Raw genomic sequence first — 14,467 nt, 5'->3', positions numbered from 1 at the left:
GGCTCAGGACTTCGCTTTGTAGTTGCGCACAGCCGTCAGGCTGTCGGACAAGGTTGGCATTTCGATGGCCAGGTTGCTGCCCTGCACCTGGCGCAGCAGCGCTTGCGCCGTCTGCGTGCTCTTGGCGCGGGTGTCGAAATACTTGGCCAGCGCATCCTGCGCAGCGATCAAGTCGTTACGGAAAGCCGTTTCATTGCGCGACAACAAGGCCATGCGGGCATTGAGCAGGCGCAGCTTGACGTTTTCGCGCAAGAAATACGATTGCGTCGGCGACAGCATCAGCGCTTCCGGCGTATCGACGCGGCGGATGCGGATCAACTGGCGCACGTCGGCCCACATGTCGCCGCTCCAGGTATTGAAGCCGTCGCGTACTTTTTGCAGCATCGGTTCCGGCGCAGGTGGACCTACCAGCTTGCCGGCGGCATCGCGCACGGGCTTGGCCTTGCCCGGTTTTTCCGGCGCGGCCGGCAAGGCCGGCGTTTCGTCGGACAGCATCGGCAAGGAGTCGATCTGGGCGATCACGGCGTCGAGGCGCAGGGCCACGCCCGTCGAATCGACGCTAGGGAGGGCCTTGAGTTTTTCCATGTCGCGCCCGATGGCGCGGCGGATGGTGATGAATTGCGGCTTGTCCGAGCGCGACAGGCTGCGGTCCGCGTTTTGCAGGGCGATCAGCGCGCCGGGCACGTTGCCGGCCAGTTGCAGCTGCTGGCTGGCCGTCGACAGCACTTGCTCGATTTCCGTCAGCGCCCACTCGTCGCGGTTCTTCGACAAGTCGTTATACAGTTGTTCCAGCGCCAGCTGCTGGCTTTGCGTTTCGCTCTGGCGGTTTTCCAGCGCGCCCACCTTGATTTCCAGCTCTTTCGTGCCTTCTTGCACGTTGCGCGCCAGCACGCCCGTTTCGGCATTGCTGACATCGCCCTTTTGCAGGCGCTTGGCCACTTCTTCGCGCAGGTTGCGGATCTGCTTGCTGGTCGACCAGCTTTGCGCAGCCAGCAGCACGGCCAGCACGATGACGGCGATGCTCATGGGCTTTTGCAGCTGTTCCAGCAAGGTCGGCGCGCGGCCGGCAGGTTGGTCGGCCGCCTGCGGCGCCGTCTTCACGGCGCCGCCAGGCGTTGCATTCGGTTCGGAGAGTGTAGGCATTTCGTTCATGGTCGTGATTGTAACGCGGCGAGCACTCCTGCGTCGCCTGATCCTGTCAGGGTGACACGGGCAAAACCCAGGGCCGCCGCCGTTTGTGCAATGCGGGCGTGCGGCACGATCAGATGCTGCTGTTGCATTTTCACAACAGCCGTCTTTTCAGCATCCATTTCGCCCAGCAGCGCCAGCAAACCGCGCAGCGCTTCCGAGCTGGTGATGATCCAGTCATTATTATGCTGCAACAGGTTTTCCAGGGTCGCCCGCAAGGCCGGCGTCAGCGTCGGCACCTTGCGGCGGTAGGCCGTGACGAACTCGACTTCGGCGCCGGCCGCGCGCAAGCCGTCGGCCAGGTAATCGCGTCCGCCATCGCCGCGCACGATCAGCACGCGCTTGCCGCGCAGGGCCGGCAAGTCCAGCGCCAGCAGCAAATGTTCGGAATCGCTGCGCGCCGTGTCCAGCGGGCTGGTGATGGTAGCGTTGGCGTCCGTCACGCCATGCGCGGCCAGGGCCATCTTGCTGCCCTCGCCCACCACGGCCAGCGGCACACCTGGCGGCCACGCGGGCAAGTGCGCAAAGACGCAGTCGATGGCGTTCGGTGAAACGAAGGCCACCAGGTCAAAATCGCGCAGGCGCGCCAGTACGGCTTGCAAGTGCGCGCATTCGTCCTCGCCCTCAAGCGCGTGGATTTCCAGCAGCGGCAGCAACTGCACGGGCAAGCCCAGCGCCGCGATGTGGGCGGCCAGCGGCCCCGCTTGTTGCGCGGGCCGCGTGATCACCACGGTGTCAGGCATGCGGCGCCAGGCCTTCATGGTTGTCGGGTGTGACGGCGCACGAGGCGAGGATGCCGGCGGCGTCTTGCCCGCGCAGCAGTTCGGCCACCTGTTCGCCCAGCAGTTCCGGCGCGCCAGCCGGACCACTGACGTCGGCGTTGGCCATGCGCGCGCCGTCCGGCGTGGCGACCATGGCGCGCAAGCGCATCTGTTCGCCCTCGACGGTGGCGAACGCGGCCAGCGGGATCTGGCAGCTGCCGCCGAAAATCTTCGACACCTTGCGCTCGGCCGTGACGGCTTGCGCCGTGGCCGTGTGGTTCAGCGGCGCCAGCAGGCGCACGAGGTCGGCGCCGTCCGCACGCCCGCTGCGGATTTCGATCGCCATGGCGCCCTGGCCCGCCGCCGGCAGGCTGTCTTCCGGCGCCAGCACGGCGCGGATGCGCGAAGCCAGGCCCAGGCGCTTCAGGCCGGCGGCGGCCAGGATGATGGCGGCATAGTCGCCACGGTCGAGCTTGCCCAAACGCGTATCGAGGTTGCCGCGCAGAGGCAGTATCGTCAGGTGCGGATAGCGCGCGGCGATCAGCGACTGGCGGCGCAGGCTGCTGGTGCCGACGACGGCGCCATGCGGCAGCTCGGCCAGGCTGGCGTAATCGTTCGACACGAACGCGTCGCGCGGGTCTTCGCGTTCGAGGATGGCGGCCAGGGCAAAGCCTTCAGGCAACTCCATCGGCACGTCTTTCAGCGAATGCACGGCCAGGTCGGCGCGGCCCTCTTCCATCGCCACTTCCAGTTCCTTGACGAACAGGCCCTTGCCGCCTACCTTGGACAGGGCGCGGTCCAGAATCTGGTCGCCGCGTGTGGTCATGCCGAGAATTTCAACGCTACACTGCGGATACAGGGCGGCCAGGCGCGCACGCACATGTTCAGCTTGCCACATGGCCAGACGGCTCTCGCGCGTGGCGATCACCAGGCGGGCAGGAATATTCAATTCGTTCGGGGTCAATTCGGATGCTTTCAAAACAAGTTCTTTCGCTGTGGCTGTCGTTGTCATTATCGTTGCCAATTCGCCCGTCCGATATCAATTTGTATCGGAATGGTGCCCGGCGTCGCTATAATCGTTATCCCTTGGCCTAGAAGGCCAAGTCAGGCTAGCGTCCATGTTGAAGACCACAAATTTTATCATGCGCCCCCTCCCCTCTGCGGCCAAACGCCCGGTGCGATCCACATTCCCTTGCTTTTACACTTACTTTGGTTCTTTATTATGCTCAATGACGCAGTAGCACCAGAAATAGTTCCAGCGGCCGGCTCCGACAAGGACGCGCCGCTGAAAGAAGACATCCGCCTGCTGGGCCGCCTGCTGGGCGACGTGCTGCGCGAGCAGGAAGGCGACGCCGTCTTCAATGTGGTGGAAACCATACGCCAGACTTCCGTGCGCTTCCGCCGCGAAGCGGACGCGGACGCGGCCCTGGAACTGGACGCCATGCTCAAGGAACTGAGCCGCGAACAGACGATTTCCGTCGTGCGCGCCTTTTCCTACTTTTCGCACCTGGCCAACATTGCCGAGGACCAGCACCACATCCGCCGCCGCCGCGCCCACCTGCTGGCCGGCTCGCCAGCGCAAAAGGGCAGCGTCAGCTTCGCGCTGAAAAAACTGCGCATGGCCGGCGTGCCGCGCAAGACCGTCGACACCTTCTTCCAGGACGCCCTGATCGCGCCCGTGCTGACGGCCCACCCGACGGAAGTGCAGCGCAAGAGCATCCTCGACGCCGAGCACGACATCGCCCGCCTGCTGGCCGAGCGCGACCTGCCGCAGACGCCAAAAGAACGGCAAGCCAACATGCAGCTGTTGCGCTCGCGCGTGGCCACCCTGTGGCAGACGCGCATGCTGCGCTACTCGAAGCTGACGGTGGCCGACGAGATCGAAAACGCCCTGTCCTACTACCGCATCACCTTCCTGCGCGAACTGCCGGGCCTGTATGACGATATCGAGGACGACATCGCCGCCGAGTACCCGAACGGCGACGGTACGGTAGAACCGATCAATGCCGCCTACGTGCAGATGGGCAGCTGGATCGGCGGCGACCGTGACGGCAACCCGAACGTCAACGCGGGCACCATGCAGCACGCACTGGCGCGCCACGCCACCACCATCCTCGATTTCTACCTCGACGAAGTGCACGCGCTGGGCGCGGAATTGTCCGTCTCGACCCTGATGGTGGGCGTGAGCGCCGAACTGCAGGCGCTGGCCGACCAGTCGCCGGACGCTTCGCCGCACCGCAGCGACGAGCCCTACCGCCGCGCCCTGATCGGCATCTATGCGCGCTTGGCCGCCACGGCCCGCGCGCTGGGCGCCACCAACATCCTGCGCAAGGAAGTGGGCGCGGCGGCCGCCTACCCTGACGCGGCCGCCTTTGTGGCCGACCTGCGCACCATCGTCGCCTCGCTCGAATCGCACCACGGCGCTGCCCTCGTGCGCCCGCGCCTGGCGACCCTGGCACGCGCGGCCGACATCTTCGGCTTCCACCTGGCGTCGCTCGACATGCGCCAGACCTCGGACGTACACGAGCGCGTGCTGGCCGACCTGTTCGCGAAAAGCGGCGTGGCCGCCGATTACACGTCCCTGTCCGAGGAAGACAAGCAAGCGCTGCTGCTGAACGAACTGGCCCAGCCGCGTTTGCTGTACTCGCCCTACATTGCCTACGCCACGGAGACGGATTCCGAGCTGGCGATCCTGCGCGCGGCGCGCGACATCCGCCAGCGCTACGGCGCGCGGGCCATCCGCAACTACATCATCTCGCACACGGAAACCGTGTCCGACTTGCTGGAAGTATTGCTGCTGCAAAAAGAAACAGGCTTGCTGCGCACCGACTGGAAGGCCGGAGGCGACGGCGACAGCACGTGCGAGCTGATGGTCATCCCCCTGTTCGAAACGATACCCGATCTGCAGCGCGCGGCCGGCATCATGAGCCAGGTCATGGCCTTGCCCTTGGTAAAACAATTGATCGCCAAACAGGGACAGTTGCAGGAAGTCATGCTCGGCTATTCCGACTCGAACAAGGATGGCGGCTTCCTCACGTCGAACTGGGAACTGTACAAGGCGGAACTGGCGCTCGTGTCCGACTTTCAAAAGGCCGGCGTCAAACTGCGCCTGTTCCACGGCCGCGGCGGTACCGTAGGACGTGGCGGCGGACCCAGCTACGAAGCCATCCTGGCCCAGCCGCCGGGCACCGTCAACGGCCAGATCCGCCTGACGGAACAGGGCGAGATCATCGCCTCGAAGTTTTCCAACGCGGAAATCGGCCGGCGCAACCTGGAATTGCTGGTCGCCGCCACCCTGGAAGCGAGCCTGGCGCCGCACGAAGCCAATCCGGCCCGCAACAGCCAGCTGGTGCAGTTCGAAGCCGTGATGGCGGAACTGTCGGACCTCGCCTACCACGCCTACCGCCACCTCGTGTATGAAACGCCGGGCTTTACGGAGTATTTCTTCTCGGCCACACCGATTGCGGAAATTGCCGAACTGAACCTCGGCTCGCGCCCCGCCTCGCGCAAGGCCAACCAGCGTATCGAAGACTTGCGCGCCATTCCCTGGGGCTTTTCCTGGGGCCAGTGCCGCTTGCTGCTGCCGGGCTGGTTCGGCTTCGGCAGCGCCATCGAAGCCTGGATCAATCAAGCCGAAGGGGCCGCGAAAGATGACAGAATCGCCACCCTGCGCGCCATGTACGCCGAATGGCCATTCTTTGCCACCCTGCTGTCGAACATGGACATGGTGCTGGCCAAGACGGACCTGGCGATCGCCTCGCGCTATGCGGAACTGGTGGCGGACCAGGACTTGCGCGAACGCATCTACAAGCGCATCACGGACGAGCATGGCAACACCTTGCGCTGCCTGGAGCTGATCACCGGCAATACCGAGCGCCTGGCGGGCAATCCCCTGCTGGCCCGCTCGATCCAGAACCGCTTCGCCTATCTCGACCCGCTGAACCATTTGCAGGTGGAATTGATCAAGCGCAACCGCGCCCTGTCCAGCGCCGGTAAAGTCGATGAACGCGTGCACCGCGGCATCCAGCTGTCGATCAATGGCGTGGCGGCAGGCTTGCGCAACACGGGCTGATCGCACCACATTGCCATCGGCAGACAGGGGCCGGCACCGCAAGGGCCGGCCCTTTTGCTTGCTCAATGGAAAAATATTCTCAAGAAAGCAACATTTGGTATTACACTAGCGTGGAATATCCTCCCCCCCCACTCCGGCGCCAGGCGCACCGCAGCGGCCAACCACGACGCCAGGAACGCGGATGAGCAAATGGTCGATTGAAACGCTGGGTGCGGCATGCGCCGCCCTCATCCTGGTCGTGCTGGGCTGGCTGGCGGGCGCGGCCTGGCAGGAACTCAACTTCTGGGAACATGTCTGGCTGTCGCTGCTGCTGGCGACCGCTGGCGGCATCGCACTGTGGCTGCTGCGCGTGCTGCGCAACCACCTGGCCAGCACGCGACTGCAGCTCGACGCCAGCGTCATGCGCTACCGCGACCTGAGCGAGACGGCGCAGGACGGGATGTGGCAAACGGATGCGGAAGGCACGATATTGCATCTCAACCAGCGCCTGTGCGACATGCTGGGCATCCCGGCGGAAAAGCTGCTGGGCCACAAGATGAGCGAATTCCACGATGAAGCGACCTTGCTGCGCCTGTGCCCGCTGAGGCGCACGCAGGAACACAGCTGCATGGGCGAACTGCAGTACTGGCACAGCGACGGCTCGGAACGCTGGGCCATGATCAGCGGCCGCTGCCTGTACGACCAGCTGGGCACCTTGACGGGCGCGCTCGTGCTGGCCAACGACATCACGGAACAAAAGCGGGCCGAACTCGCGTTGAGCGTCGCCCATGCGGAACTGGAAAGCCGCGTGGCCCTGCGCACGGCCCAGTTGCTCGACGTGAATCTCCAGCTGTCCGCGGAAATCGCCATGCGCGCGCAAACGGAAGCGGCCCTGGCGCGCAGCGAAGAGCGGCTGCAGGACATCATTTCCATGATGCCCCTGTCGCTGTTCCTCAAGGATGCCGATTCGCGCATTTTGCTGATGAACCAGGCCTGCGAACAGCAATGGGGCGTGCGCCAGCAGGACATCGCCGAAGGACGCGACCTGCAGCACTTCCCCAGCGATCAGAACGTGGGCTTCCACGCGGCGGACCGGGAAGCGTTTGCCAGCCGCAAGGTGGTGATCCGCGAAGAATTGGTATGGAACGCGCAGCTGCAGGAAAACCGCCTGGTGCAGACGCACAAGAAACCCGTGTTTGACGCCAACGGCCGGCCGCAGATGATCATCGCCATGGCCATCGACATCACCGACAGCAAGCGCAACGAGGAAAACCTGGAACGCACCCTGGCCCAGCTGCGCGAACTGACCGACCACCAGCAAACCATCAAGGAAGAAGAGCGCCGCCGCATCGCGCTCGACATTCATGACGATCTGGGCCAGAACCTGATGGTGCTGCGTATCGATGTATCGCTGCTGCACGCGCGCACGGCCAAGGGCCACTCGCGCCTGCACCGCCACGCGCAGCGCGTGCTCGACACCATCGATACGACCATCCGCTCCGTGCGCACCATCATCAATGACTTGCATCCCAGTACCCTCGAACTGGGACTGGGCCCGGCGGCCGAATGGCTGATCCGCCAGATGGAGGGCCGCGGCGCCATCCGCTACCGGCTCACGCTCGACAGTGAAGCGCCCGACCTGGGCCTGGACCACCGCCAGACGTCGGCCATCTTCCGCGTGCTGCAGGAATCGCTGTCGAACATCGTGCGCCATGCCCAGGCCAGCGAAGTGGAAGTGGCGCTGGCGCAGGACGCGGACGCCATCGTGCTGCGCATCAGCGACAACGGCATCGGCATGCAGCCGGGCGACCATGGCAAGCGGGCCGCCTTCGGACTGAAAAGCATACGCGAACGTGTCCACGCGCTGGGCGGCGAACTGCGTATCGACAGCCAGGCCGGCCAGGGCACGGTGCTGGCCATCCACCTGTCGCGGGCCAGGAAAGGCGCGCCAGTCAACCATGACGCAACACAAGAATTGGCAAAAACAGTAGAAAATTAAGTATGCATTTTCAACATTAAAAAGTATAGCAAGTTTTTTCTTTGAGGAAACTATCATGCTGCCACGGTTCTCCCGCTTCCGCTCCCCACTGCTTGGCCTGTGCCTGCTGGCCGCCGCCCCCATCGCCAGCGCCACCATCTATGCCGAACGGGGCTTTGGTGAAAGGGATGGCAACGGCAGCATCGCGTCCGACCTGAACCCGGCGGGCCTCGTGGCCGGCATCATCATGGAAGAAGAAGGACGACGCCGCGCCGTGACATATCAGCATGGCCGCATCCGCGAGCTGGGCACCCTGGGCGGCGATGAAGGTTTTACCAAGGCCATCAATATCCATGGCGTGGTGGTCGGTTCGGCGCAGACGGCCAGCGGCGCCTGGCACGCCTTCCGCTACGACGCGGCGGGCGGCATGCGCGACCTGGGCACCCTGGGCGGCACCAGCAGCTATGCCACGGCCATCGCGCGCGGCGGCCAGGTGGCCGGCTACGCCGATACGAGCGGCGGCGATTTCCACGCCTTTGTGACGAAAGCCGACCACAGCCTGCAAGACCTGGGCACCCTGGGCGGCGCCAGCAGCTATGCCAGCGGCCTGAACAGCCATGGCGTGGTGGTGGGTACGGCCCAGCGCGACGACGGCTACCGCCGCGCCTTCGTCTACCGCCCCGGCGCGGGCATGCAGGAAATCGGCACCTTGCCCGGCGGACGCATCAGCTCGGCCACCGCCATCAATGACGCAGGCCTGATCGTGGGCGCCTCGGAAACGGAGAAACGGCGCTGGCACGCTTTTGCCTGGGACGGCAAGCGCATGCTCGACCTGGGCGCCATGATCGGCCAGGGCGACAGCTACGCCACGGCAGTCAATGCGGCCGGACACGTGGTCGGCAGCGTCAACATCAACGGCTTTGAACCGATGACCTTTGTCTACAAGGAAGGCGTGATGACGGTGCGCCGCCGCGACGACGGCCTGTACCTGACCAACAAGATCACGGACGCCGGGCTGGTGGTGGGCGCCGTCTACACGGGGCATAAGTTCCAGGCCTTCGCCGTGCCGTCGCAAGCGTCGCCGGCGCCGCCGCGCCGCAACCCGCTGGACTGGTTCTTCATGACCGTCATCGTCGGCGCCAGCGGCGTGGCGCTGTACAAGCTGCAGCGCCATCACCGCGCCGGCCTGCAAGGCCAGCGTACGTATTTCATGTAAGCCAACGCTGGGGATGGACGAAAAAAAAGAGGCTTGCGCCTCTTTTTTTGTTGCTTGCCCTACGCTTAGTTTTGCGTCAGGAAGGTTTTCAGCTTGTCCGAACGCGAAGGCTGGCGCAGCTTGCTCATGGCTTTCGCTTCGATCTGGCGGATGCGCTCGCGCGTCACGTCGAACTGCTTGCCCACTTCTTCCAAGGTGTGGTCATTCGACATTTCCACGCCGTAACGCATGCGCAGCACTTTCGCTTCGCGCGGCGTCAGGGAGTCCAGCACTTCCTTGATCACGTTGCGCATCGATGCGTGCAGCGCGGCGTCCAGCGGCGCCAGGGTCGTGTTGTCTTCGATGAAGTCGCCCAATTGCGAATCGCCATCTTCGCCCATCGGCGTTTCCATGGAAATCGGCTCTTTCGCGATCTTCATGATTTCGCGCACCTTGTTTTCCGGCATTTCCATCTTGACGGCCAGGGTCGCCAGGTCCGGCTCGCTGCCCGTTTCCTGCATGATCTGGCGCGAGATGCGGTTCATCTTGTTGATCGTTTCGATCATGTGCACCGGCACGCGGATGGTGCGGGCCATGTCGGCGATCGAACGCGTGATCGCCTGGCGTATCCACCAGGTGGCGTAGGTCGAGAACTTGTAGCCGCGGCGGTATTCGAACTTGTCGACGGCCTTCAGCAGACCGATGTTGCCTTCCTGGATCAGATCGAGGAATTGCAAGCCGCGGTTGATGTATTTCTTGGCGATCGAAATGACCAGACGCAAGTTGGCGACCGTCATTTCGCGTTTCGCGTGACGGGCACGCTTTTCGCCGGCAGCCATCTGCTTGTTGATCTTGCGCAAGTCAGCCAGCGGCAAGGCCACGCGCGCTTGCAGGTCGATCATCTTCTTTTGCAGTTCCTTGACGGCAGGCACGTTGCGGCTGAGGATGGCGCTGTACGGATACTTGCAATCGACTTCGCGGTCGACCCATTCCAGGTCGCATTCATTGCCCGGGAACACCTTGATGAAGTGGGCGCGCGGCATGCCGCATTTGTTCACGCACAGTTCCAGCACGGCGCGCTCGATGTGGCGCACTTCTTCCATCTGGCCGCGCAGGGTGTCGCACAGCTTTTCCACGACCTTGGCCGTGAAGCGGATGCCCAGCAATTCCTGCGAAATGGCTTCCTGCGCCTTGATGTAGGCTTTCGAGTTGTAACCCTCGGGCGCCTTGCGCATCTTGTCGTACTGCGTCGAAATGACGTTGAATTTCTCCAACGCATTCTTTTTCAGCTGCGCCAATTGCTCGCTCGAGAAACCGGCCGCGCCGCCATTGGCGTCGCCGTCTTCTTCCTCGGCTTCCTCTTCCTCTTCCTCGTCGTCACCGCTGGCGGCGGCAGGCGCGGCGGCAGCGGCGGGCGCCGGGGCATTGCTTTCGTTCAGATCGACGAAGCCGTCGACCACTTCATCGACCTTGATTTCGTCGCGCGCGATTTTTTGCGACAGCGCAACGATTTCGCCGATCGTGGTCGGGCAGGCGGAAATGGCCTGGATCATGTCTTTCAGGCCGCCTTCGATGCGCTTGGCGATCTCGATCTCGCCTTCGCGCGTCAGCAGCGCCACGGCGCCCATCTCACGCATGTACATGCGCACGGGGTCGGTGGTGCGGCCGAAGTCGGAGTCGACGGTCGACAGGGCGGTCGCGGCAGCCGCTTCCACTTCATCGTCGCTGGTGACGGTGGCGACGTTGTCAGTCAACAACAGGCTTTCCGCATCAGGAGCGCGCTCGTAGACGGCGATACCCATGTCGTTGAAAGTGGCGATGATGCCTTCGATCGCTTCCGGATCGATGATGTTTTCCGGCAATTGGTCATTGATCTCGGCATAGGTGAGGAAACCGCGTTCCTTGCCCATGTTGATCAAGCCCGTGATCTGCTTGCGGCGGCGTTCCAGGTCCGCTGCCGATGCTTCCGGATCGCCCAATGCATCGGCCAGGCCGCCCTTGGCCTTGCGGTCGCGCGCTTTCGACACGGCCTTCAGTTCGGCGCGTTCGACGGCGTTCAGTGCTGCCACTTCATCGTTTTCCGGCGTGAATTCGCTTGGTTTGCGGCCACGGCGGCCTGGCACCTTGACCGTTGGCAGGAAGTAATTCGAGGTATCGATGGCGGCCAGGGCATCGGCGTCAGTGGTCTTGCTGACCACTTGCGCGCCGGTGATGATGGTCACGGGCGCCGCTTCCGGCTTGGCGCGCACGACTTTCGAACGGGCTGCCGTCACCACTTTGTTCGTGGCGGCGCTTTCGCTGACCTTGCGCGGCGCGGCCGGGGCCTTGGCACCGGGGGCGATCTTCACGCTTGGCGTCTTCGCCGGGGCAGCTTCAGCGGCCTCGGTCACGTCGGCAACAGCCTCGGCGGCTGGTGCGCTGACGTCCGCTTCCGCAGCCGTATCGGCCGGTGGCACGGCGGCCAGGCGCGAGCGACTTTTCTTCACCACGGTGACGACGGTCGGCGCCGTCGTGACGGTCGCTTCCGGATTCGCTTGCGCATTATCGATGAAGTAAGATAAAGTCGTTTTGGGTACGGCAAGTGGTGCCGCGGCTGGGCGTGGCGCCTTGGCGGACAACGTTAAAGTTTTTGGCGTATTCTTCATGAGATATCTCTTAATGCGAGACCAGATGGTGTCGGCGCGAAGTGAATGATTCCACCTAAGCCTGCGAAACCGGACTCGATGGAGCGTATTGTTGCGGCTGCCGTGTTAACGGCAGCGGCGCCTGTCTATCGGGACGTTCAAAGCCCGCGCATCCGTCATGCGGAGCGGCGGACCGTACGGCGAGGCCGGAGCCGGGTCAGATAAATAAGCGATGTACATTGCGGAATGAAAAAAAGCCCGTACCAGAACGGGCTTGAATCTATTGTTGTTCAGTGAAGACACAGCGGAGAGCAAGATTATGCACGAAGGCCAGTTATCTGGATAATTGATAAGCGGAATATCCGATATCAAAAATACTAATAGTGATGGCCTGTACCGCACTGCTCCTATCCCCTGCACACCTGAGCCAGACCGTCAAAAACAGGGCCCAGTCATCAGCGCAAGCCGACATTATACACATTTCCCGCATTTCGCGCTGCGCACGCTGTAGCGCGAAGCCGTTTATCGCAGGTCAAGTTGCCAAAAAAGACAATGCACTTGCCTGTGGCGCGTGCTATGCTCCCCTTTTATAGCCCAACCAATGATGTCGATGACCAGCTCCACGCCAGACCAGCAAGCCACCACTCCTGACACGCCAGTCGATGCAGCCCCAGCGGCGGCACCGGCCGCAGCGACCACGCCGGCGCCTGCCGGCCTGACCGCGCGCGCCCTGCTGAAGCAGTTCCAGGAGCAATTCCCGCCATTCCGCGATTGCCTGCCCTTGTCGATCGGTATCGACAAGCAGATCCTGGCACGCCTGCCGGACCTGGACCGCAAGCTGATGCGCACGGCGCTGGGCATCCACACGGGTTCATTGCGCTACCTGCGCGTGATGGAAAAAGCCAAGGTACGCTACGACCTCGACGGCACCGCCGGCGCGGAAGTGACGCAAACCCACCGCGACCACGCCACGCAAGTATTGCAGCAGCGCTTCAAGAAAGAAGCCGAGCGCAAGAAAGCCGAGCGCGATGCGGCCGCCGCCGAAGAAGCGAACCGCTTGCGCCTGGAAAAACTGAATCTGCTGACCGCGAAATTCTCGCGCAAAGGCTGATCCGGTTTCATGGACACAGCTGCCGCACCGCCACTCCCCCCGTATCAAGGCATCGCCCTCGAGCACGTCAAGCTGGTACGCACCATCGATGATGCAAAAGCGGCCATGGCCGCCCTGCTGGCAGCGGACGCCATCGGCTTCGATACGGAATCGAAGCCGACGTTCGTCAAGGGCGAGTCTTCCACGGGACCGCATTTGATCCAGCTGGCCACCGACGACATCGCCTACCTGTTCCAGGTGGGCAGCACGCCGGCGCCGGCCCTGGCCGAACTCAAAGCCATCCTCGAATCGACCACCACCCTGAAGGTGGGTTTTGGCCTGTCCGACGACGTCAAGCGCCTGCGCAACAAGCTTGGTATCGCCCCAGCCCAGGTGCTCGACCTGTCCGTCGCCCTGCGCGGCGGCCAGCGCAACGACCTGGGCGCGAAGACGGCCGTGGCCAAGTTCTTCGGCCTGCACCTGCAAAAATCGAAAAAGATCTCCACCACCAACTGGGCCACGTCGCGCCTGACGGAAAAGCAGATCCTGTACGCAGCCGACGATGCACAAGTGGCGCTGCGCGTGTACCGCCGCTGGATCGCCGAAGGCGGTAAAGTCACGCCGCAAAAAGCCCCGCGCGCCAGCACGCCACCGGCCCCGCCGCCCGCTCCTGCCTGAAGCTGGCGCCTTTCCGCAGCATGAACAAGAACAAGTCCATCGGCACCACGCTTGAGGCGATCGCCGCCGCCGAACAGGCGCTGGGGCGTTCGCTGCCCGCGTCCTACGTGCAATGGTTGTTGGTCAACAATGGCCGCGCGCTGGGCGCCTTGAGCATATTTCCCGTCTACGACGCGGCCAATGCGCGCAAGACGTGGGAATCAATCGAGCGCCACTACAACACGGGCTGGCAGGAATGGCTGGGGAATGTGGGTGGCGGCAACGAGGCCAGCGCCCTGCTGCCCTTCGCCCAGTTCGGCACGGGCGATTACTATTGTTTTGACTATGCGCAAACGGGGCCATCGGGCGAACCGGTGGTCGTGCTGTGGTCGCATGAAACAGGCGCCACCAGCACGGTGGCACCCGACTTTGCGTCATTCCTCATACTGCCCGGCCGGCCGGACTGAAACCCGGCGGCCGGCGCAGCCTTATTTGACCAGGCGCAAGGTCAGCGGATAGCGGTAAGTGATGCCATTACTGGCCTTGACGGCCGCGACGATCGAGCACACCAGATTGGCGAGCGCCACGATCCAGAACAGGAACAGGCCGATCAGCACGAACGACAGGATGAAGCAGGCGAAATACCAGATAATCAGGGTGATCTGGAAATTGAGCGCTTCGCGGGCGTTCTCGGCCGAGAATTTATCCGCATCATCTTTCTTGATCAAGTAAATGATCAGCGGCGCCACCCAGCTGGTGAACAGGCCGCCAACATGGGACAGAATGGCGATCGTCGTATCTTGCGTACGACCCACTTCCGGCTGCGTGTTATCCATTATCATTCCCATCATTAGTTATAGATACTTCAATATAACAGCAATATTTCTTTTTGGAATGAAACATGTGCTACCGCAAGGGACTTT

General features: G+C 63.2%; 11 protein-coding genes. 6 read left to right on the top strand and 5 right to left on the bottom strand.

The window, feature by feature from the left end:
• Positions 1-3: 3 nt before the first annotated feature.
• From MRBLMS1_RS10850 to hemC, 3 genes are read right to left on the bottom strand one after another with little or no spacing between them, the layout of a single operon-like run.
• On the bottom strand, positions 4-1,152 hold the full coding sequence (locus tag MRBLMS1_RS10850) for a uroporphyrinogen-III C-methyltransferase (protein WP_436484055.1): 1,149 nt from the start codon (positions 1,150-1,152) through the stop codon (positions 4-6).
• Positions 1,149-1,931, bottom strand: a complete 783-nt coding sequence (locus MRBLMS1_RS10845) for a uroporphyrinogen-III synthase (protein ID WP_485879415.1) — start codon at positions 1,929-1,931, stop codon at positions 1,149-1,151. The genes MRBLMS1_RS10850 and MRBLMS1_RS10845 overlap by 4 nt, the downstream gene beginning before the upstream one ends.
• The gene (gene hemC / locus MRBLMS1_RS10840; RefSeq protein ID WP_485879414.1) at positions 1,924-2,928 is read right to left on the bottom strand and encodes a hydroxymethylbilane synthase; all 1,005 of its coding nucleotides are present in this window, start codon (positions 2,926-2,928) and stop codon (positions 1,924-1,926) included. The genes MRBLMS1_RS10845 and hemC overlap by 8 nt, the downstream gene beginning before the upstream one ends.
• A 243-nt stretch (positions 2,929-3,171) precedes the next feature.
• On the opposite strand from hemC, the gene ppc reads away from it, so the two are divergent.
• The 3 genes from ppc to MRBLMS1_RS10825 all read left to right on the top strand — a co-directional run bounded on the left by ppc (position 3,172) and on the right by MRBLMS1_RS10825 (position 9,194).
• Positions 3,172-6,021, top strand: a complete 2,850-nt coding sequence (gene ppc, locus MRBLMS1_RS10835) for a phosphoenolpyruvate carboxylase (protein WP_485879413.1) — start codon at positions 3,172-3,174, stop codon at positions 6,019-6,021.
• Positions 6,022-6,202: 181 nt separating this feature from the next.
• Complete coding sequence (locus MRBLMS1_RS10830) at positions 6,203-7,999, top strand: PAS domain-containing sensor histidine kinase (RefSeq protein ID WP_485879412.1); 1,797 nt, start codon at positions 6,203-6,205, stop codon at positions 7,997-7,999.
• A gap of 55 nt (positions 8,000-8,054) precedes the next feature.
• Complete coding sequence (locus MRBLMS1_RS10825; RefSeq protein WP_485879411.1) at positions 8,055-9,194, top strand: HAF repeat-containing protein; 1,140 nt, start codon at positions 8,055-8,057, stop codon at positions 9,192-9,194.
• Between the two features lie 65 nt (positions 9,195-9,259).
• Here the strand turns inward: MRBLMS1_RS10825 and rpoD are convergent, their stop codons facing one another.
• Positions 9,260-11,818, bottom strand: a complete 2,559-nt coding sequence (gene rpoD / locus MRBLMS1_RS10820; RefSeq protein WP_485879410.1) for an RNA polymerase sigma factor RpoD — start codon at positions 11,816-11,818, stop codon at positions 9,260-9,262.
• A 580-nt stretch (positions 11,819-12,398) separates the two neighbouring features.
• Between rpoD and MRBLMS1_RS10815 the strand changes: the two genes are divergently transcribed.
• From MRBLMS1_RS10815 to MRBLMS1_RS10805, 3 genes are read left to right on the top strand one after another with little or no spacing between them, the layout of a single operon-like run.
• Positions 12,399-12,908, top strand: a complete 510-nt coding sequence (locus tag MRBLMS1_RS10815) for a ProQ/FINO family protein (RefSeq protein ID WP_485879409.1) — start codon at positions 12,399-12,401, stop codon at positions 12,906-12,908.
• A gap of 9 nt (positions 12,909-12,917) precedes the next feature.
• Positions 12,918-13,565: a 3'-5' exonuclease gene (locus MRBLMS1_RS10810; protein WP_485879408.1), complete on the top strand. Its 648-nt coding sequence runs from the start codon at positions 12,918-12,920 to the stop codon at positions 13,563-13,565.
• A gap of 20 nt (positions 13,566-13,585) precedes the next feature.
• Positions 13,586-14,011 carry an SMI1/KNR4 family protein gene (locus tag MRBLMS1_RS10805; RefSeq protein ID WP_485879407.1) on the top strand — a complete coding sequence of 142 codons (426 nt, stop codon included), beginning with the start codon at positions 13,586-13,588 and terminating at the stop codon, positions 14,009-14,011.
• 21 nt (positions 14,012-14,032) lie between these two features.
• Here MRBLMS1_RS10805 and MRBLMS1_RS10800 read toward each other — a convergent pair whose 3' ends face one another.
• On the bottom strand, positions 14,033-14,380 hold the full coding sequence (locus MRBLMS1_RS10800) for a DUF4870 domain-containing protein (RefSeq protein ID WP_139090962.1): 348 nt from the start codon (positions 14,378-14,380) through the stop codon (positions 14,033-14,035).
• Positions 14,381-14,467 lie beyond the last annotated feature (87 nt).

The organism is Massilia sp. LMS1-1-1.1 (assembly GCF_040815535.1).
Taxonomy (GTDB): Bacteria; Pseudomonadota; Gammaproteobacteria; order Burkholderiales; family Burkholderiaceae_D; genus Janthinobacterium; species Janthinobacterium aestuarii.
Note: the sequence above shows the minus strand (reverse complement) of the source record. Positions and strands in the feature narration are given on the sequence as shown.